The sequence below is a fragment of the Cutibacterium acnes genome (assembly GCF_003030305.1).
Taxonomy (GTDB): domain Bacteria; phylum Actinomycetota; class Actinomycetes; order Propionibacteriales; family Propionibacteriaceae; genus Cutibacterium; species Cutibacterium acnes.
On the sequence record NZ_CP023676.1, the window covers coordinates 2,285,970 to 2,305,320 of the forward strand.

Annotated in this window: 21 protein-coding genes, 1 tRNA gene and 1 pseudogene; 11 read left to right on the forward strand and 12 right to left on the reverse strand. The window is 60.9% G+C overall.

The features are described 5' to 3' along the window. Positions 1-43: 43 nt before the first annotated feature. From hutH to cas2e, 3 genes are all read left to right on the forward strand, one after another. Positions 44-1,585, forward strand: a complete 1,542-nt coding sequence (gene hutH / locus CPA42_RS11480; RefSeq protein WP_002519539.1) for a histidine ammonia-lyase — start codon at positions 44-46, stop codon at positions 1,583-1,585. A 176-nt stretch (positions 1,586-1,761) separates the two neighbouring features. After that, a complete protein-coding gene (locus CPA42_RS11485; RefSeq protein ID WP_002519540.1) occupies positions 1,762-2,100 on the forward strand; it encodes a hypothetical protein in 339 nt (112 codons plus the stop codon). A 2-nt stretch (positions 2,101-2,102) separates the two neighbouring features. Continuing rightward, positions 2,103-2,447 (forward strand): type I-E CRISPR-associated endoribonuclease Cas2e, encoded by a 345-nt coding sequence (gene cas2e / locus CPA42_RS11490; protein ID WP_002516265.1) that lies wholly within the window; start codon positions 2,103-2,105, stop codon positions 2,445-2,447. A 106-nt stretch (positions 2,448-2,553) separates the two neighbouring features. On the opposite strand, the pseudogene CPA42_RS13315 reads toward cas2e, so the two are convergent. The 3 genes and pseudogenes from CPA42_RS13315 to CPA42_RS11505 form a co-directional block, all read right to left on the reverse strand. After that, positions 2,554-3,287: pseudogene (locus tag CPA42_RS13315) on the reverse strand (NAD-dependent protein deacylase). 2 nt (positions 3,288-3,289) lie between these two features. Beyond that, on the reverse strand, positions 3,290-4,009 hold the full coding sequence (locus tag CPA42_RS11500; protein WP_002516301.1) for a hypothetical protein: 720 nt from the start codon (positions 4,007-4,009) through the stop codon (positions 3,290-3,292). Between the two features lie 73 nt (positions 4,010-4,082). Continuing rightward, the gene (locus CPA42_RS11505; RefSeq protein WP_002516176.1) at positions 4,083-5,330 is read right to left on the reverse strand and encodes an alpha/beta fold hydrolase; all 1,248 of its coding nucleotides are present in this window, start codon (positions 5,328-5,330) and stop codon (positions 4,083-4,085) included. 313 nt (positions 5,331-5,643) lie between these two features. Between CPA42_RS11505 and CPA42_RS11510 the strand changes: the two genes are divergently transcribed. Next, a complete protein-coding gene (locus CPA42_RS11510; protein ID WP_002516261.1) occupies positions 5,644-6,675 on the forward strand; it encodes a septal ring lytic transglycosylase RlpA family protein in 1,032 nt (343 codons plus the stop codon). A 91-nt stretch (positions 6,676-6,766) separates the two neighbouring features. On the opposite strand, the gene CPA42_RS11515 is transcribed toward CPA42_RS11510, so the two are convergent. Beyond that, positions 6,767-7,582: a hypothetical protein gene (locus CPA42_RS11515; RefSeq protein ID WP_002516219.1), complete on the reverse strand. Its 816-nt coding sequence runs from the start codon at positions 7,580-7,582 to the stop codon at positions 6,767-6,769. Between the two features lie 322 nt (positions 7,583-7,904). Here CPA42_RS11515 and CPA42_RS11520 point away from each other — a divergent pair, with 322 nt between their 5' ends. Together CPA42_RS11520 and CPA42_RS11525 are read left to right on the forward strand one after the other, a co-directional pair. After that, positions 7,905-8,216 (forward strand): type II toxin-antitoxin system VapB family antitoxin, encoded by a 312-nt coding sequence (locus tag CPA42_RS11520; protein WP_002516339.1) that lies wholly within the window; start codon positions 7,905-7,907, stop codon positions 8,214-8,216. Continuing rightward, a complete protein-coding gene (locus CPA42_RS11525) occupies positions 8,194-8,757 on the forward strand; it encodes a LytR C-terminal domain-containing protein (protein WP_002518212.1) in 564 nt (187 codons plus the stop codon). Before CPA42_RS11520 ends, CPA42_RS11525 begins: the two co-directional genes overlap by 23 nt. 30 nt (positions 8,758-8,787) lie before the next feature. Here the strand turns inward: CPA42_RS11525 and CPA42_RS11530 are convergent, their stop codons facing one another. The 6 genes from CPA42_RS11530 to CPA42_RS11560 all read right to left on the reverse strand — a co-directional run bounded on the left by CPA42_RS11530 (position 8,788) and on the right by CPA42_RS11560 (position 13,817). Then, on the reverse strand, positions 8,788-10,302 hold the full coding sequence (locus tag CPA42_RS11530) for a potassium/proton antiporter (protein ID WP_002516317.1): 1,515 nt from the start codon (positions 10,300-10,302) through the stop codon (positions 8,788-8,790). A gap of 143 nt (positions 10,303-10,445) precedes the next feature. Next, the gene (locus CPA42_RS11540) at positions 10,446-10,994 is read right to left on the reverse strand and encodes an Asp23/Gls24 family envelope stress response protein (RefSeq protein ID WP_002519719.1); all 549 of its coding nucleotides are present in this window, start codon (positions 10,992-10,994) and stop codon (positions 10,446-10,448) included. Positions 10,995-11,127: 133 nt separating this feature from the next. Further along, positions 11,128-11,215: transfer RNA gene (locus CPA42_RS11545), tRNA-Ser, on the reverse strand. Positions 11,216-11,334: 119 nt separating this feature from the next. Beyond that, on the reverse strand, positions 11,335-12,702 hold the full coding sequence (locus CPA42_RS11550) for a lipopolysaccharide biosynthesis protein (protein ID WP_002519546.1): 1,368 nt from the start codon (positions 12,700-12,702) through the stop codon (positions 11,335-11,337). Beyond that, positions 12,699-13,148, reverse strand: a complete 450-nt coding sequence (locus tag CPA42_RS11555) for a nucleoside deaminase (protein ID WP_002519547.1) — start codon at positions 13,146-13,148, stop codon at positions 12,699-12,701. Before CPA42_RS11555 ends, CPA42_RS11550 begins: the two co-directional genes overlap by 4 nt. Positions 13,149-13,184: 36 nt before the next feature. Further along, entirely contained in the window at positions 13,185-13,817 is a 633-nt protein-coding gene (locus tag CPA42_RS11560) for a tRNA adenosine deaminase-associated protein (RefSeq protein ID WP_002516258.1), read from the reverse strand. Positions 13,818-14,041: 224 nt separating this feature from the next. Between CPA42_RS11560 and upp the strand changes: the two genes are divergently transcribed. Both upp and CPA42_RS11570 read left to right on the forward strand, forming a co-directional pair. Beyond that, positions 14,042-14,668 carry a uracil phosphoribosyltransferase gene (upp, locus tag CPA42_RS11565; RefSeq protein ID WP_002519548.1) on the forward strand — a complete coding sequence of 209 codons (627 nt, stop codon included), beginning with the start codon at positions 14,042-14,044 and terminating at the stop codon, positions 14,666-14,668. Then, positions 14,665-15,408 (forward strand): MaoC/PaaZ C-terminal domain-containing protein, encoded by a 744-nt coding sequence (locus CPA42_RS11570; RefSeq protein ID WP_002516309.1) that lies wholly within the window; start codon positions 14,665-14,667, stop codon positions 15,406-15,408. Before upp ends, CPA42_RS11570 begins: the two co-directional genes overlap by 4 nt. A 36-nt stretch (positions 15,409-15,444) precedes the next feature. Here CPA42_RS11570 and CPA42_RS11575 read toward each other — a convergent pair whose 3' ends face one another. After that, on the reverse strand, positions 15,445-16,014 hold the full coding sequence (locus CPA42_RS11575) for a YbaK/EbsC family protein (protein ID WP_002519549.1): 570 nt from the start codon (positions 16,012-16,014) through the stop codon (positions 15,445-15,447). Here CPA42_RS11575 and CPA42_RS11580 point away from each other — a divergent pair. Together CPA42_RS11580 and CPA42_RS11585 are read left to right on the forward strand one after the other, a co-directional pair. After that, the gene (locus CPA42_RS11580) at positions 16,013-16,159 is read left to right on the forward strand and encodes a hypothetical protein (protein ID WP_002516179.1); all 147 of its coding nucleotides are present in this window, start codon (positions 16,013-16,015) and stop codon (positions 16,157-16,159) included. The two genes, CPA42_RS11575 and CPA42_RS11580, sit on opposite strands and share 2 nt — an antisense overlap. A 207-nt stretch (positions 16,160-16,366) precedes the next feature. Further along, entirely contained in the window at positions 16,367-18,247 is a 1,881-nt protein-coding gene (locus CPA42_RS11585; RefSeq protein WP_002519550.1) for a potassium transporter Kup, read from the forward strand. A 54-nt stretch (positions 18,248-18,301) separates the two neighbouring features. On the opposite strand, the gene CPA42_RS11590 is transcribed toward CPA42_RS11585, so the two are convergent. Further along, on the reverse strand, positions 18,302-19,015 hold the full coding sequence (locus CPA42_RS11590) for a type 1 glutamine amidotransferase (protein WP_002516304.1): 714 nt from the start codon (positions 19,013-19,015) through the stop codon (positions 18,302-18,304). 33 nt (positions 19,016-19,048) lie between these two features. On the opposite strand from CPA42_RS11590, the gene CPA42_RS12975 reads away from it, so the two are divergent. Then, complete coding sequence (locus CPA42_RS12975) at positions 19,049-19,315, forward strand: PLDc N-terminal domain-containing protein (RefSeq protein WP_002519551.1); 267 nt, start codon at positions 19,049-19,051, stop codon at positions 19,313-19,315. The last annotated feature ends 36 nt before the right edge of the window (positions 19,316-19,351 follow it).

The window sequence follows — 19,351 nt, forward strand, 5'->3', positions numbered from 1 at the left end:
CATCACAGACACAATCGCCACGACGACGTGGCTCCAAGAAAGGATGACCATGAACCCAACCACCGTTGACGCCGGTGCCCCGCTCACTCCCCGCGACGTCGTCGCAGTCGCTCGGCTGGGAGCCCAAGTGACCGTGGGAGAGGACGCGATAGAGCGGGTCAAACGGGCCTCTGACCTCGTCGAGAGCCTGGCCGACGACCCCACCCCTCATTACGGCATCTCCACCGGCTTCGGTGCGCTGGCCTCGACCCGGGTGCCGCGTGACTACCGCGTGGCTCTGCAGCATTCACTCATCCGTTCTCACGCCGCGTCGACCGGACCGCGGGTCGAGAGCGAGGTCATCCGCGCCATGATGACCCTGCGCCTCAAGACGATGGCATCTGGCCACACCGGCGTACGTCCGAAGGTCGTCACTGCCTACGCCGATCTGCTTAACTCCGGGCTCGTCCCAGTCGTGGGGGAATATGGGTCTCTTGGCTGTTCGGGCGACCTCGCCCCGCTAGCCCACTGTGCCCTCGTCCTGACCGGCGAAGGGACCGTCCTCACCCCTGACGGTGACGAAGTCGATGCGGCTACCGGCCTGGCCCAGGCCGGGCTGAAGCCTGTGTCCCTGCGCGAGAAGGAGGGGCTGGCCCTCATTAACGGCACTGACGGCATGCTCAGCCAGCTCATCATGGCCCTAGCTGACCTCGACGTTCTCGTTCCGACGGCTGATCTGGCGACCGCAATGACCGTCCAGGCGCTGTGCGGCATTGATCGGGTCTTCGCCCCTGACCTTCAGGCCCTGCGGCCCCATCCAGGCCAGGCCACCTCGGCCGCCAACATTCTCGCTTTGCTAGAAGGTTCTGACCTCATCCAGGCCGGTCGTGAAGGTGCCGCCAAGCGAGTCCAAGACGCCTACTCCTTGCGCTGTGCCCCACAGGTCCACGGCGCCGTCCGCGACACGATGGCCCATGCCCTGCAGGTAGCGAAGGTCGAGTTGGCCTCGGCTGTCGACAACCCAGTCATCACCGACGACATGAGGGTAGAGTCCAATGGCAACTTCCACGGCGCCCCCGTGGCGTATGTGCTTGACTTCTTGGCGATTGCTGCAGCCGACCTCGCGTCGATGAGTGAGCGCCGCACCGACCGCATGCTCGACCCGGCCCGCAACCGTGACCTACATCCCTTCCTGGCCGACGATCCCGGCGTCGACTCCGGGCATATGATCGCTCAGTACACTCAGGCCGGCATCGTCTCGGACATGAAGCGACTGGCCGTACCGGCCTCAGTGGACTCCATTCCAACCTCAGCCATGCAGGAAGACCACGTCTCGATGGGATGGTCGGCTGCCCGCAAACTGCGCCGCGCCATCGACGGTATGGGAGCAGTCATTGGTATCGAGATCCTGACCGCCGCCAAAGCCATCCAAATGCGCGGTTTGGAGCCCTCGAAGCTGGTGGCCGACGTCATCGAACGAATGCGCCAGACCATTCCTGGCCCCGGGCCAGACCGCTTCCTCGCCCCCGAAATCGACGAAGCCCACCGCCTGGTGGCCTCCGGCGAGCTCCTCGAGGTCGCCCGTCAGAGCGTGGAAGTGAGTTAACCACGCACGATTCGTGTACATGGCTCCGGTAGCCTGGGGCGTGCTCTGCCCATGCAGAGGTGAGCCAGTTGAGTTGCGTGTCGTCCGCATCTCGAGTGTCCTCCCCGCCGCTGCGGGGGTCGGCGGCGAGCTGTGATTCATCTACATCGAGCACTGCATTGTCAACCGGGATTCCAATGCCATCACGGCATCAAACCAGCGGGGGGACGGTACATGTCCCGGCGTCGATCATCGGAGCGCTGCTACTCGGCCCAGGAACCAATGTCACCCATCAGGCGATGGTACTCCTGACCGAGTCAGGTGCGGCGACTGGCGACATCGATGACCTTGCTGGGGTCACTCGACGAGCCATGCGCGATGCCTTCCACGAGTCGAAACTACTGACCAAGTGTGTGCAGGACATCCACGTCCTCCTGGACGCCCCCGGTGATCCTGACGAGGGATACGGCTGGGACATCGTCGACTTGTGGGACGACCGGGAAGGCGTAGTGGCCGGTGGAAGGTCCTGGGGCTAATCATGACCGTACTTGTCCTCACCGCATGTCCAGCGGATCTACGCGGACATCTCACCCGATGGCTGCTCGAGATCAGCCCAGGAGTTTTCGTCGGTCACGTTCCGGCTCGCGTCAGGGATGCACTGTGGGACAGGGTCATCGAGATGCGCCGGGATGGCCGCGCGATCTTGGTGTATACGGTTCGCGGTGAACAACACTTCGAGTTCCGGGTGCACCGCCATGACTGGGAAGTGGTCGACTTCGACGGGCTGAAGCTCATGCGGAGGCCAAACAATCGAGGTCAGACCTCAACACTCCGGCCAGGGTGGAGTTCAGCTGCGCGGCGCCGCAGAGCTTCGACACGTTAGACCGAGTACACTCGTATCTGGTAACTGCTCCTGCATCAGTCGTAGTCGGCTGGTGTATTCCCCGCCTATGCGGGGGTAGGCCGAAGCCACACACGAGGGCCACCCGTCAGGGCATCACGGCACGCTGAACCGCAGACAACGTCTTACCTAAGCCATCGTGGATGACAAGGTCGGCGGCCCGGTCGTAGCCGGTGGCCTCACGGTTAATAAAAACCAGGTGCCGGCCGCGGAAGAACCTCAACAAGGCTGCGGCCGGGTAAACGTTGAGCGAAGTGCCTCCAACGATAAGCAGATCGGCAGTACTGATCGCGGTAGTGGCGTTGTCGAGATCCTGGCTCCGCAGGGATTCCTCATAAAGAACGACCTCGGGACGCACCATCCCCCACACGAGCACCGCGGGACTCCAGGAGCGTCCATGATCACCGAAAGTGGATGGGCCCGCCCACAAGCCAGGCAGCGGTTGCGGTGCACCGACCCGTGCAACTCGATCACCTGACGAGACCCAGCTTCTTGGTGTAGACCGTCGATATTCTGGGTGATGATTGTTGAGACTTGCCCGGCTCGTTCCAGGGCAGCCAGGGCACGGTGACCAGCATTGGGCCTGGCCTGAGGATGGACGAGGTAGGTGCGGTAGAAGTCGAAGAACTCCGCGGGATGCTCAACTAAACAGCTGTGACTGAGCATGTACTCCGCGGGGAAGGGCAGGTCATGCTGAGTGGTGTAAAGCCCGCCAGCCGAGCTAAAGTCCGGAATACCTGATTCGGTGGACATTCCGGCGCCGCCGAAAAACACTGTCGACGTCGACTCCTCGATCCAATGCGCGAGCTGTTCCCCGGTCATTGTTAGGCTTGCCTCAGCAGGGTACGGACGAGGTCGGGCTCGCTAACCATGTCAAGGCTGGCAAAGACGTTGGAGACATCGACCTCAGGGCGCTGCCAGCCGATGGTCGCGGCATGGGCGGCCAGAGCGACACAGATCTCCTGACAGCCGTCAATGAGCCACTCGGGGTCGACGTCAGGATTGACGTGGCGGGAGAACTCGGCGGCGTCATGACGCTGGGCTGCGAGGATTGCCGACAAGCCGCTGCGCAATTGTTCGACGGCCTCCTCCCCCATGGTGGAGACGACAATCGGGTCAGCCAAGTCACGACGTACTCGCTCGACAAGCAGCCCAGGAACGTCGGCGGCGGTGAGGTTGTCGTGGTCAAAAAGCCAGTCTGGTAGATAAGCCTCCACCGCATCCTCGTCGACCTGCTCAACCCGCTTGGCGACGGCCTCTAGCAAGCTGACGCCGAGCATGACGGCACCCTCAAGCTGACATAGCGGGGTCAAGGCAATGGTGATCGCGGCTCGTCCGGACTCCAACGGATTGAGCTGCTCACCTCGCTCTTGCGCTCGCAGCTCCTCCTCGCTGGCGCGACGCAACACCTCGAAGGACTCTGCGGGCGGTATCTGCACGGTCTGCGGATCAGCCTCCACCTCGTCGGTCTCGGGGAGCGGGGCACCGACATCGTCGGGGTCACACCAAGTGGTAGGAGCCTGTGGAATGTCGTTCATGGTCATTCATCTTTCCTGTCGTAGGCCGAGGTTGATGGAGTATGCCGGATCGCCGCCGACCCCACCAGCCAACCCGATCTCACCTCACGATCTCACCCTTCGCGAGCTTAATGAGACGGTCAAGCACCGCCCCACCTGAGGCGTTCGACCCGTTATGCTCGTATTCGGTCGTCACCCAGGCGTGCATCTGCGGCAGCAGGGCTGCCGTCTCGAGAGAGAACTTGCGCGGCACATATGCATCGTCGTGGTACACCGCCGCAGCACACGGCACCTCAGCAGTCCGGAGCACGTCGGGGTCGTACAACTTTGGCCACGGATGATTCGCAATGAGGTCAGCTACCTCCTTCCAAGGCCGCAACTCCTGATCAGTGTCAAACCATTCCGGCATGACGTGTTCACCCGTCAGGAGGGTAGGGTCCTCCCGGAAGTCATCAGGTAGCGTCCGGGCAGCCGACCAATCGGTGACCACACCGTCGGCATAGGACGATTCATGAATGACGGCATATAGCGGGTTACGTCCGTCGTAGGGCAGCAGCTCGGCCAGGTCATGACGGAACGCCCGCGAAGTGTGCGGGTACTCCAGCAGGTAGTGCAGCTTTTCTGCCCCGCCCGAAGCGCCCAACACATGCCCCAGCGACCGCAGTCGTGATGGACACACGACGTCACCGCTCGGGGTGGCGATCTCGCCTTTCTTCGCCAACGCCGCCAACTCAGCGAACCGCACCCTGTCCCCGGGGAAGCGCTTGTAATACTCCAGCGACTTGGCACGCAGCTGCTCGTAGCAGGCTGCGTAGATATCGTCAGCGGATCGCCCGACCGCCGACAGACCACCAGTGAAGTACCCAGCCGACAACGACTCCGGGTAGGTAGACAAATACCTGAGCAACGTGAATCCACCGAAGGACTGGCCCAGAGCCGCCCACTTCTGGATCCCGAGGTGTCGACGAATATCCTCACAGTCCTCAACGATCTCGTCGGCACGAAGATGGGTGAGGTACTCGGCCTGACTAGGCGCATCCCCCACTGGCTCACTCACCGGAGACGACAATCCCGTGCCGCGCTGATCGAGCAAAACAAGCTGGTAGTCCTCCAACGCGCGCGACAGCCAACCGGGAAACCCGGGGTCACGCAAAGTCGGGCGGGGAGACTCACACCCCGGACCGCCTTGCAGGAAGACCAGGTAGGGCTTGTCGGTTCCGTTGGGGGTGGCCACCAGACGCGCGTACACCTCAATAGTGCGCAAATCGTCAGGATTGCTGCGATTCAGCGGGACCCTCAGACGAACGTCATCGGTCAGCAGGCCAGGAATGTTGCGGTTCCACGTCATGGGATCAGCCTATGAGGTCCCGACGCCCTCACGTCGGTTCTAGCGTTCGTTCCCTCTCCCAAGGCCATCGTCGTCACTATCGCGGAGTTGAAGGAGCGAGACCGTCCCTTCAGTATTTTCTCAGTTTTCTGCCCTAGTCCAGTCTTGCTCCACCTACCATCGCGCCTTGTCGCAAGGGCTCAGCGGCGTCTTCACTTGAAACTACCGCGTGACACCCACTCACCTATACTGAGCAAATTTTGAGAATCTCTCAGGAACACGTACAGTTCATCAAGCCCTTTAAACCTGCGGCAACGCTCGGAAGGAACATCACATGACCAACACCTCGACCAACGCCGGGACGACTCTCAAGCGCACCGTCGCTCTGGCCGCTGCGGCGAGTCTCGCCGTCATGGGCACCATCGCCGAGGAGGCTCACGCCGCCCCTGCCGGCAACCTTGGGGCTCATGCCGAGAAGGCTCCCACCCAGCACACCAAGAAGGCACCGGCTGAACAGGCCAAACGCGCCACGACGTACACCGCTCGGTTCGCGCTTACTCGCGTCCACCTCAACGTCCGTTCTGGACACAGCACTGAGTATCGACGCTACGGGCTCCTCCGTCCCGGCGACAAGCTCCTTATTATCGGCGAGGATGTCCGGGGCTGGACTCCTGTCAACTACCGCGGCAAGACTGCCTGGGTGGCCACCCGTTACATCACTAAGATGAACCGTCCGGTCGGTATCTACGCCCAGCGTGGCGATCACAATGCCCGCTCGAAGGCTGTCCAGCGCGACCTATCGACCCTCAACTACTTCCCGGCCAAGTGGGTCGGCTTGCCCTATGGCCCGATCACTACCAACGCCGTCAAGGTGTTCCAGAGGGCCAACGCTCTCAAGCAGACTGGCGTGACCGACGCCGTCACCCTGGGACTGCTCAAATCGAAGGCCGACTACCAGCGAGCCGCAGCGGCCGAGAAGAGCTCCACGTACAAGCACGCGGAGCATCACTCCGAGCACTCCTCGAGCACCTCCCGCTCGACTGCCCGTCCAGCGCGCAACACGTCCCCCGACGTTTCCACGAGTGGTATAGCTGGAAGCTGCCAGGCTTCCTTCTACGACGATTCCCAGACCGCCTCCGGTGAATCCTTCAGCTCGTCAGCCCTGACGGCTGCCTCCAAGACCTACTCTTTCGGCACTCGCCTCAAGGTCACTAACAAAGCCAATGGACAATCAGTCGTGGTGCGCGTCAACGACCGTGGACCCTACGTCTCTGGTCGCTGCCTAGACCTCTCCTCGGCCGCCTTCTCTCGGATCTCGTCGCTCAGCGCTGGCGTTGCCGACGTGACCTATGCGAAGGTCTCCTGACCGAATACCATCGCAGCAGATTGTGACAGCGTCGGCCCCCCGATCCCTGGTGGATCGGGGGGCCGACGCTAGTTTCAATACTTCTAAGGCATCAACCAGCCGGAGCCTCCGGGCCGTCGTTGAACCACCAGGTCGCTTGACCCGGAACCCCAGCCCTCTTAGCTTCCTCAGGCGCCTCAACCTTGTCGAAGTCGTGGATATTGCCCTCGGAATCCTCCCAGCACACCACCTCACGGCGCACCGGGATCTGCACGGTCACCAGGTCTGTGACGACGTAGCGACGCAGCTTGGCACCGGCAGGCAGCCCCACAGCCGGGGCGGAATCGACGGTGTGAGCTTCCTCGTCACCGTGATCGTCGCTGAGCACCTTGGGACGGTTCTCTTCGTCGTCATCGGTATCCTCAGCGTCAGAGCCGGCCTCGGAGACGACGATCGGGGTGACGACAGTGTCCTGACCAGCCTCGTCGGCATCAGGCTCAGAGTCGTCAACCACATCGGCCTCGACAATGTCAGACTCGCTGACGGCACCACGTCCGGGATGGGCAATGGCTATGTCGTCGTCATCGCTAATCTCCAAGCCAGAACGACGAGCAGGTTCCATGCCGTAATGCCCGTAAACCTCGGCCTCGCGGTCGCGCGAGAGATCGTCTTCCTCGGACGCCTCGGGAGCCGTTTCGATGAGGTTTCGACTAAACGGGACGTTGACCTGGCTAGTGGAGTATTCGGCGCCTCGCACCGGAATGAAGTACTCATGGCCCTGCGAAAGCACGGTCACAAAGGTCGCAGCTCCGGTGACCTCGTCGGCAAAGATCTGCTGGATCGTCCCGACCTTCTCGCCGTCCGGTCCGACGACTTCGGCGTCGAACAGTCCGGGGATGTCCTTGGGATCCATGGCACTGATGTCCATGTATCGACCTCTCGCTAGGGGGTTGGAACGTACGCGCATACGCGTACTCTTTATTCAGCTTGTCATACCGTGCTGTGCAACTGACGCAACGTCGCCGGGCGCGTCTCGAAGTAAGACGCACCCAACGGTGATCGAAGTGCTTTATCCGAGACCCGACATCAGCATGCGTTGATCGCACTGACCATCCTGTTTAAGGCTGTTTTGTTGGCTGCCAACCCGAACGTAGTGACACCCTCAGCATCCAGTGGGTGTATTTCTCAGCCTGTCGCATGCTCCCGTGGGCCCATCTGCCAGGATCACAAGGAGCTTGTAGGATCGTTCTGTGATCTTCAAACGTGTCGGTGACTCCCGTCCATACCCTAGCCACGGGTACACGCAGAAGAAATGGTCCCAATTGGCGCCCGTTCAGGTGCGTCTGGACCAGCTCGTCACGACAAAGAGCACCCTGAACTTGGCGAATCTCCTCGAAGATGACTCCACCTTTTATGGAGACCTCTTCGCCCACGTCGTAGCTTGGCATGGCGACCTCTACTTAGAGGACGGCCTGCATCGCGCTCTGCGTGCCGCACTGCAACAGCGTCAGACCCTGCACGCTCGTGTCCTTGACCTGAATGGCCGTCATGACTTTCGATGAACGTCGCCACTATCTGAGGATGGCGGGGACCCCGTTAACCCTGCTAGCCCTCGTCCTCCTCATCGCAGTGGCCATCCGCGCCGGATGGAAGGCCGTGAGTGCCCCCATCCCGCCGCCGCCTCTTATTCCCTGCGTCGATCAGGACGTCAACGGCGAACTGACGACCCAAGACATCACGGTTTCGGTGTACAACTCGGGACACACCCGTGGACTGGCCGGGAGCGTATCCAAGCAGCTCACCAACGTAGGGTTCGTCATCGACTCGGTGTCTAACCGTCAGCCGAGCGTCAAGAAAGTCACCATCATCGGTCAGGACGCCAAAAACCCCGAGGTGGGGCTAGTTGCCGGTTATTTCCCGGGGGCGGTCGTGAAGTCAGATCCCAAGCGCGTCGACCATGAGGTCGAGGTGGTACTCAGCGATCGCGACCCAAACTTCAAGACGACTGCGCCGAAGTCAGTGAAAGTCAACGGGTCGGTGTGTCTGCCATCTCCCTCACCGACTCCATCCATACTCGCGTCGCCGGGGGAACAGCCCTCCTAGGGCTTACCGGAACTCTTGCGCAGCGGCTCCTCAGTCAGCAGTCTGCACCCGCAGGCCGTGCCAGCGTGCCAAACGACCGCCCCGACTGATCTCGATAAGCCTCTCAGCGACGGTCCGACGCTTCCCCTGGGGCACGACGATTAGCAACTCGTCACCTTGTTCCAGCACTGTTCCGGCGTGCGGGGTAAAGGATCTGTCACCGCGAATGATAAGGGAAACGACGCAGTTGCGTGGAAGTCTCAGTTCGCGGATTGTCACCCCAGCCAGACGCGACCCTTTGGGCACGTCGGCCTGCAGTAAGTCAGCAGCGATCTCGTCGAGGGGCGCAACCTCGATGGAGACATCTTTAGCCATCTGGGGATCGACGACGCCGAGAATATCCGCGGCGGCAGGCAGAGTTGGGGCTTGGATGCAGGTGAAGACAACAACGAGAACCAGGATAACGTCGAAGAACTTGTCCGCACGATCCATATTCGACGCCATTGGGATGGTTGCCAGAATAATGGGCACGGCGCCGCGCAGGCCAGCCCACGACATGAAGAGCAGTTCGTTGCGTTCGAACCCGAACCATATCGTGCAGGCGGCCACAGCCACTGGGCGCGCAACGAGGGTGAGCAGCAGACCGGCAGCGATGCCTACCCCGACCGAACCCCAGGTGAGGCGATCGGGGTTGGCTAACAGACCGAGCATGACGAATAGGCCGATCTGGCAGATCCAGGCGATGCCTTCTGAGAAGGACCTGGTGGTGTGTTGGTAGGGAAGATCGCCGTTGCCGATGACGACGGCGGCGATGTAGACGGCCGAAAACCCGGAGACGCCAATCCACGCTCCTGTGCCATAGGCAGTGACGGCCCATGCCATCGCGGCGATAGCGTACAGGTTGCCCGATGGCAGGGTGATACGCCGACTGACCTTGCCGGCTACCCACCCCACGAGCAGACCGACGAGGATGCCGCCGATGAGTTGGACGGCGATCGATCCGAGTAGCGGAAGGACACCGGCGTTCGACTCCCCGGTGGCCACTCCCGTCAGGGCAATGACGACGAGAACGGTTGGGGCGTCATTGAGGCCCGACTCGGCCTCCAACACAGACCTCAAGTGATTCGGCAACGAGACCCCGCGCAGTACCGAAAAGACTGCGGCAGAGTCAGTGGGTGCAGTGGCTGCACCGAGCAAGGCGGCGACGCTCCAATGCAAACCGAGCACATAGTGGCCGAGCAGCGTCATGACACCAAAACAGACCCCGACGCCAACGGTTGCAAGCAGGGCAGCCGGGGCCAAGGCTGGTCGGATGTCCTTCCAGTTCGTTGAGAGTCCGCCCTCGGCAAGGACGAGCACGAGAGCAGCAAAACCAATAGCGTGTGCGCCAGCTAAATCGTTGAAGTTAATACCGAACCCGATCGGGCCGAGCAGCATGCCAACCAGCAAGAACAGCAATAGTGCCGGCAGTCCCAGACGAGTGCCAATCCGGGCTGCGAAAGCGGCGAGCAACACGACGACAGCGCCGAGGAATAGAGCGAGATCGGCTGGCTGCATGACTTCCATTATTGCAACCGAGCAAACGGGTTCTTCGCAGCTGAGGACGCAGATCAGTGATCGGAGCCAGGTGATGATAGGGATGGCGGTCCCGCGATGCTCTGATTTGACCGATCAAACCTCTGCTGGAGCGAGCATCGGCGTCCTGGGCCCTAAGACTGGCTGGTGGCGTGCTTCTGTCGTTGCAGAGCCCTATCAAGGATGGGTTCGGTGACGGCGGTAACGATCGTCACCACAACGCTGGCGCCAAAGGCGTAGCTGACCGGCTGCATGAGAGTGGAGTAAAACCACCAGAGCACAAGAAACTCAAGGCTTTCCTTGGTGACTTTATTGACCACCAGATGGCCCAATGGGGCGATAACTCTTGCCAACACCCCCATGAGCAAGGAAACACCTATTCCTAGGGCAAATAGCACCAGTCCCCCCACAATGACGGTCTGCCAGGTCCACGGTGAGTCCAGAGAGCACCCGGGAAATACCAAGGCGAAAACCGCTGGAACTATGAGGAACGGGGCCATGACAAAGACAACGACGCCGATGAAGAACGCACCCGCACCCAAAATCCCCAGCAGATTATCGAATTTTTGAGATAACGCCATGTCAAGCCTCATCCTAGAACGACAACGATCCACGGCCGCCTTGACTAGATCATACGGGAACCTCGCTTTATCCAAAACGAAGATAAGGGGGCCTTTTCCCATACTTCTGTGCATTACAGCAACCTTGCACGTGTGAACCAACCGCTCCTCCGCAACAGGAACGGGGGCGCACCCTGAGGGCGACGGGCGGCACCACATAACGAAGTCCCGGGGATGCATATCCCCGGGACCCAGCTGGCGGTGACGGAGGGATTTGAACCCTCGGTAGCTCTCGCTACACCCGCTTTCGAGGCGGGCACTTTCGGCCGCTCAGACACGTCACCGTAAATAAGGGTAGCGAATCCGTCGCCACACACCAAAATCCGAATGTCAGGAACGCATCGGGTAGGCGTCGAGAGTGTCAGGGACGGTTGCACTCGTCCTCACTTGTGACCTCAGCCTCCTACGCAGCCTCGACCTCGCCGTCCAACTTCACATTCTTCTGGTCAAACCTCTTTGCCACCACAAGCGCCAGCCCGATGTAGAACACCAGGAGTCCGGCCATGATGAAGGACATCTGATAGATCGTACCGACGATCGACAGGTGACTAAGGTTCAGGTATGTCAGCGGTACCGCCGCATACACGATCGCGAAAACCAGCGCGATGCCATTGTTTCGGGTCACGATGAACATATTTGAGATCGGCGAGGTGACAAAATTGACGAAGAGCCACGGCACCAGCGCCACCGCAATGTCCGCCGATTGGTGAAATTTCGCACCCAACAGCCACGGAAGCACCGGTGGGATGAGTAAGTACAGCAACCCGAACGGCACAATGCCGATGAGGAAGGACCTCACGACCGACTTTTTGACGGTTTGGTAAAACCTCCCGGCATCAGAAACCGACAATTTCTGGAAGAACACCTGGGATAGTGCCTGGTTGATGACGGACGCTGGCATCTGCATGAGGGTCCACGCGATCGAGAACCGTCCATATCCCGACGTCGAAAACCTCACCATGATGATCATGTTGACGCCCTGCTGACGAATAGCGTCGACGATGACATTGGGCGCCGTCAACAACGGCAACTGACGATACTTACGCATCAGGGTGCGTAGCGGAACCTCTGCCTCCTTGATGCCACGCAGGTCCGAGCCCAACTGACGCCGGAAGTTGTTAAGAGCCAGACACTTGCCCAAGAAGGTGGCGATCACCTGGCCGAACGCCCCCAGACAGACCGCACACGACCCGATTCTTCCCGCCGCCGTCGTCGACTGGCACCACACCGCATTGGTCCCGATGACACCGAAACGTTTACGCCGATTAGCCCAGAAGTTCACAACGTTCACCTGAGCATACGTGAAGGTGATCGGGCCCACCGCCAACAACCACCACCGGGCCTGGGGCTTGCCCAGCAGACCGCTGAGGTAGGGACCGAGCGGAACCATCGCTGCCATCGCGACCCCAGAAACGATGGCATTGATGCGGGTCGCCAGTCGGAATACCCGCTTGGCCTCCGAATCGTCACGAGGCAGCACGATGGCCATGTCGTAGCGCAGCGCGGCAGCGGGGATGACGAACTGGGATACCGCCATGATGGCGCCGTAGATACCCCAATCAGCTGGGTCAATATGGTGGGTGACGTAGAGGGTGGCCAGAGCTGCAATCAGCTGAGCCAGGCCAGTGCCACTAATAACCTTCGTCACTGAAGCGAGGAACTCATGGCGCTGGATGTATGCCCGAGTACGGGGGAACCGGACGCGTTTCTCCCCGGGCTCTGGTGTCGCCCCGGATCTTGCGGGTGTCGGTTCCGTCGTCGTGTTGGTCACCCGTCCACGGTACAGGCCCGATGTCCGTCAAAGAATTCGCGCAACAGAGCAGACGACTCCTCGGCCATCACACCTGTGACCACTTTCGGCCGGTGTGGCAACCTCGGATCGCGCATGGCATCGAAGAGGGAACTGACGGCACCGGCCTTCGGATCAAAGGCTCCAAAAACCACTCTCGGGATCCTCGCAGCAACAATGGTTCCGGCGCACATGGTGCATGGTTCCAAGGTGACGACGAGGGTGCAATCACCGAGACGCCAGCCGTCACGGGCTTCCGCAGCACGACGGATGGCCAGCACCTCCGCGTGGGCCGTCGGGTCGCCGGTGCGCTCCCGTTCGTTGCCGGCTTCGGAAAGGACTTCGCCGTTAGCGCCGAGAATCACCGCGCCGATGGGAACGTCACCCCACGTGGCGGCGCGGCGCGCCACGTCAAGGGCCTGGGTCATGGCCTGACGCCAACCCGGCACCGGACCGGCCACAGGTCAGCGCGCCGAAGCGTTAGCGGCCCGCTCGAACTGCGGCCCGAAATGAACCCGGGCAGCAATGTCGGACAGGATCTCGTCAGAGTCCTCGTCAGCGTCAGCGAAAGCCTCCATGTCAAACTCCCCCAACCCAGCATCAGCAAGCATGTCGCCGTCACCCATGGTCTCGGGATCGTCATCGGGATCAGGAATGTCCTCACCGAGGAAATCAGCGACATCGCGGGCTATCGGCCAATCGTTGGCCTGGGTCGCGTCGGACAGAAAGACCTGCACATTTCGGCCACGCACCCGGACGATGACGTAAAACTGGTGATCGATGGACACCATACCGACAGCCCCAGCATCACCGGGCAAACGCCTCAGCTGGGTGATGAGCTCATCGAAGTCATTAGCGAGCATCGGTTCCATAGGAACTGCGACGCGCTCACCGTCATCGTTGTAGAGGGCTACTACAAAGTCGATCTCATCCTCGCTGGCGTCCTCGAGATCGTCGTCATAGTCATCATCGTCGTAATCGTCGTCCCCGTCATCGCCGTAGTCGTCGTCATCAGACAACTCGTCGTAATCGTCGAGATCATCGTAGTCATCGACGTCATCGTCGGGGACGAACTCGTTATCGTTGAACCGGGACATGACGACCTCCTTGGGGCGGCGAACGTCTCCATCGTTGCAGACATTTCGCCGGGGAAACAGTCGCAAGGCCGATTTACCCGCCACATTCTCAGGAAGCACCACGCTCCCCTACCCGGCCCCACTGTCCGTTCCTGCCAATACTTAAGGCCCACTCACCAGACGGGGAGCCGAATGCTACCAACGCGCCCCCATGTGCCAAGGTTGGACTCGTGGAACTCAACGTCATGGATCATCCGCTCGTCTCTCATAAGTTGACCTTGTTGCGCTCGGTAGACACCCCCAGCCCGGTTTTCCGCCAGCTTGTCGAGGAACTTGTCACCCTCATGGCTTACGAGGGCACCCGCGAGGTGCGCATCGAGCCAACCACCGTCACCACCCCACTCACCGCCACCGAGGGCGTCGCCCTGACCCGCCCTAAGCCCCTCGTGGTTCCGATTCTGCGCGCCGGCCTGGGAATGCTCGAGGGCATGATGCGCCTCATCCCGTCAGCTGAGGTCGGCTTCGTGGGCATGGCCCGTGATGAGGAAACCCTCCAACCGATGACCTACGCTGAGCGTCTCCCCAAGGATCTCTCTGGCCGTCAGTGCTACGTCCTCGACCCGATGCTGGCTACCGGCGGTTCCTTAGGCGGCACTGTCGAGTTCCTGGTCCGCCGCGGCGCCGACCACATCACCTGCCTGTGCATCCTGGCTGCCCCTGAAGGCATTGAGAATTTCCGCAAGCTCGTCAGGGACCTTGACGTCCCCTGTCACCTCATCGTCGCCGGCCTGGACGATCATCTCGACGAACACGGCTACATCGTCCCTGGCCTGGGTGACGCCGGCGACCGTCTGTACGGCCTGGCGGAATGACTATCCTGCGCCCAGCCGACCTGCGTGGCTTAGCGGCTTTACTCGGCTCCCAAGAACCCCGCGCAGTCGTCCCGCCGTGCTGGCATTGGGTGCTCCTCCTCGACCCAGTCGTCCCCGGCAACCTCGACGAGGACGGTTACGTGATCGGCTCACCGATCACCCCAGAACCGGGCATGATGAGGATGTTCGCGGGCGGACGCGTGCGCACCATCTCCCCACTGGCTCTCAACAGCGAGACCTCGCGCACTACTAAGGTGGCCTCAATCACCGACAAGGAGGGTCGTCGCGGCCTGCTCCACTTCGTGACAATGAGGTCCACGTGGTCCCAGGGCGGCCGGGAGTGCCTTGTCGACGAGCAGGACTACGTCTTTATGCCGACTCGCTCCGCAGGTCCATCGCCGGAGGGCGCCGGTTACACCGGCAGCAACGGCTTCCTGGTAACCGAGCCCCTGTTAGTGACCTTTTCAGCCTTGACAGCGAACCCGTATCGGATCCACTGGGACCGCGACTTCTGTCGCCGCGCCGGACATGACGGCCTGGTGATCCACGGACCATTACAAGCCCTGCTTATGGCTCAGGCGTTTGCGGACACGGGCGCAGACTTCACTGGTAAGCGGTTTTCTTACCGGTTCCGCGCCGCCGTGACGGCCCCGACTCGACTCACCGTCGGCATCGAGGAAGACGAGGCCAAGGTTCGTCGCCCCGATGGCACCGTGACCGCTACGGCAACCCTAGGATGAGCGGTGTCGAGAGCGGCGCGTTAGTCCCAAGTAACCTCAGTTCGCCAACCCCGCGACGACCTCAGCGCCGGGCAGGGAGAGTACATCGCCTCCACTGACGATGAGCTTCGAGCTGCGCAGCCCTGATCCAATGCACACCGCTTCAGCCTCGGCTACCCGCGGATCGATCCAGATCGGCCATTCAGCGGGCAGCCCTACCGGGGTGATACCGCCGTATTCCATCCCGGACATGCCAACAGCCTCATCTATCGGCGCGAAGGATGCTTTACGGACGTCGAGCTTTTTGCGCACTACTTTGTTGACGTCGACCCTTGTCGTCGCCAAAACCAGACATGCAACATACTTTTCGATGTCACCACGCTTCCCCCTGACGATGACGCAGTTGGCGCAGGTCTCCGGGCCCTCACCGAACGCCTCGCACAGCGCCTCGGTATCAGCAATCTCAGGGTCAATGCTGAAGACGACTGCCGACGGCAACTCGGCAACTCGACCGGCGACCGTCGCCGCCAGCAGCTCGGGATGGTCGGCAGCGGGCAGGTGTTCAACGGAGTCGTACATGTGACCCACCGTAGCCACCGTCGATCCATCGACGAGGCCATCTCTCATGCCTCTTATGGAGTTCGCCGGCGACTACTCATGGGGCTACGACCCTGCCCACATCTTCGCCGTCGAGAGCGCCTATGGTGGCCATCCAGCCTCTGCGACCCTCGTCCTACCGCCCTACAGCGCCATTATTACGTCGCGAGCGTGACGGCGTCGCTGCATCTGAAGTGTGACGAAAACAGCATCACAGAGGACCTCACGATCACTTTTCCCGCCCATGCGCTACGTCTGATTCGCCGATCAATTTGCAGGTGAGGCGATGAGGTCCATACTTTCTTGAGTGATTCGCAGCCATGAACGGCAGGCGGTGGCCAAAGCCACCCAGCCGATCGTTGATCGTGAACCGATCCGATCCATGAAACCTGGACTAGCCCTAGCCGCATTAGGAATCGTCTTCGGCGATATCGGCACCTCAGTCCTTTACTCTCTCCAAACGGTGTTCTCAATGGAGAACCATGCCGTGCGCCCAACCCACGGTGACGTCATGGGGATCATCTCGATGATCTTCTGGTCGATCCTGCTCGTGGTGTGTGTCAAATACGTCATATTCGTTATGCGCGCTGACAACGACGGCGAAGGGGGCATCCTCGCCCTGATGGCCTTGGTACGTCGACTCATGGCTAGCCACAAGGGCACTGGCATGACGGCGCTCCTACTCGGCATCGTTGGCGCCGGCCTATTTTACGGAGATTCCTTTATCACCCCAGCGATTTCCGTGATGAGCGCTGTGGAAGGCCTCACGGTAGCCAACCCGGATGCAGAAAAGATCGTCCTGCCAGCCTCGGTCGTCATCCTTACCCTCTTATTCATCGTGCAGAGACGGGGAACGGAGGTCATTGGCAAGGCCTTCGGACCGGTAATGGCGACCTGGTTCCTCACCCTGGCGGCCTTGGGCATTCCGTGGATCATCCACCACCCGGTCATCATTACGGCCTTGTCTCCGCACTGGGCAATCCTGTTTTCCATCGAGCGTCCAGCGATGGCTTTCATTGCGATGGGCGCGGTCGTCTTGACGATTACCGGTGCCGAGGCGCTATACGCCGACATGGGCCACGTCGGGGCTCCATCGATCCGACTTGCCTGGTTCGGCCTTGTGCTCCCCTGTTTGCTCATCAACTACCTGGGCCAGGGGGCCATGATCCTGTCGCACCCCGACTGGATCGATAACCCGTTCTTTAGGATGGCTCCCGACTGGGCGACTATTCCGCTTGTCACCATCGCCACAATGGCCACCGTCATCGCTTCTCAGGCAGTCATCTCGGGGGCGTTCTCGATGAGTTCAGAGGCCGCCCGCCTGGGGTTACTGCCGCGCCTCGGCGTGCGTCATACCTCGAAGTCCGAGGGCGGCCAAATCTATATCCCAGAGGTCAACTGGACCCTCTTTATCGGCGTGCTAGCCCTCATCCTCATCTTCCAGACCTCGTCGAAACTAGCCACGGCTTATGGTTTGGCCGTGACCGGCACCTTCCTCCTGACGACGAGCCTGTTTCTGGTGCTGGCTCACCGGGCATGGCATTGGCCGATGTGGGCTCTCATCTTTTTTGGTGTCATTGTCGGCGGCGTCGAGTTGTCGATTTTCTCCGCCAATCTGTTGAAGATCGCCTCTGGCGGCTGGATCCCGCTGTTGTTCGCAACCATCGTCGTCATCATCATGACGACGTGGCGACGCGGCACCGCCTACATCGCCAAGCAGCGACAAGATGATGAGGGGCCGCTGGACGACTTCCTCAACTGGATGCACGAAACCAAGCCAACCCGCGTCCCTGGCCTGGCCGTTTACCCGCATCCTGGGCGGGCAACAACCCCGTTGGCCCTGCTTAATAACCTCAGGTTTAACCATGTGCTGCATGAGCACAACATCATCATCTCGATAGTGGTGGAGAACGTGCCGCACGTGCGGCACGTCAACCGTATTGAGAAAGTAGACCTCGGCAGACCCACCGACGGCATCACTTATATCGCGTGTCACGTCGGGTTCACCGATTCCCAGGACGTCCCCAAGGCGCTAGCTCTGGCGGCGGCCAAGTGTCCTTGGCTCAAGGATCATCTCGACGAGGCGATCTACTACCTCTCCCTAGTAGACGTGAAGCGGGACGAACCACAACAGGGTGCGCACATGGCCGGCTGGCGCAAGATGCTTTACATCACTATGTCGCGCAACCAGGCCGATCGCACTCGGGTGTTCCGGATACCGCGCACTCGCGCGGTGGTTATGGGTGAGGCCGTCGCCTTGTGACGGTCTGTCGCTGATACTCACAACTGATTCCCGAGGCCTACTGAGCCTCGGGAATCACCTTTTCTCAGGGTCTATAAGTTCCTGGAATCGCGCCGCGAAAGCCTCTTCGGCATTGACGGTGTCGATGTCGCGACGCACCGTCTCTGCTACCGTGACGGCCTCTGACCAAGGAAGACGCTGCTGCCATTCTTTCTCACCGTGGCCGATAGTCCAGGCATCGAAGATTTCGGGAGTGCACTCGGGATGAAACTGTACCCCCCATGCACGCTCAGCGAACCTGACGGCCTCGATCTGACCGGTGGGATCGCGCGCCAGCAGAACGGCGTCCTCGGGCAGGACGACCGCAACATCGTTGTTGAAATGAATACCGCGATGTCCGTCGTAGACCGACAGCAGCGGGTCCTTCTTTCCCTCCGGGGTGAGGTGCATCTCGGCCGCTCCAAGGCAGAAATGGTCGGAGGTGCAGACCTGTCCTCCCAGCGCGACGGTGGCGAGTTGGTGACCCAGGCAGATGCCGAGGAAGGGCGTACCTGCCCTCACTGTCCGGGAGATGAGCTGGCGGGTAGGCGCGAGCCACGGAGCCTCAGCATCGTCCTGGCAGCTCATAGAGCCGCCCAGCACCACGAGTGCGTCAGCGTCCACAATCGGCGGCACCGGATGGTTCCAGGCGTTGATCTCGACGACGTCTGCCCCGGCGTTGCGCCAAAGTTGCCCGAGTCTGCCTGAGCTGCAGGAGGGCTCGTGAACGATGACCAAGATCCGCGTCATGGGGAAACACTACGAGCTTTCTGTCACGGCCGTATGCCAGAACTGCTGCAACCGGAGTACAGATTTCGCCCGACCGGACGCCAGTTGCTGCTACTAAGTGACGGGCAGGTGGTGCTGCTGTCAATTTTCGCCCATGATCTGCCGCTCTTGGCCATCACCGTTCCGATTATCGTGTTCGCCTTTGCTCTTTTGTCGATTCTCAGGTCGGACCGCTTGACGGGCGCGGGAAAGGTGATCTGGATCGTCGTCTGCTTCCCACTTGTCGGACCGATCGTGTGGTTTATCGCAGGTAAGAGTTGAGACGCGGATATTTCTGTCTGCTTCCGGAGAGAGCCT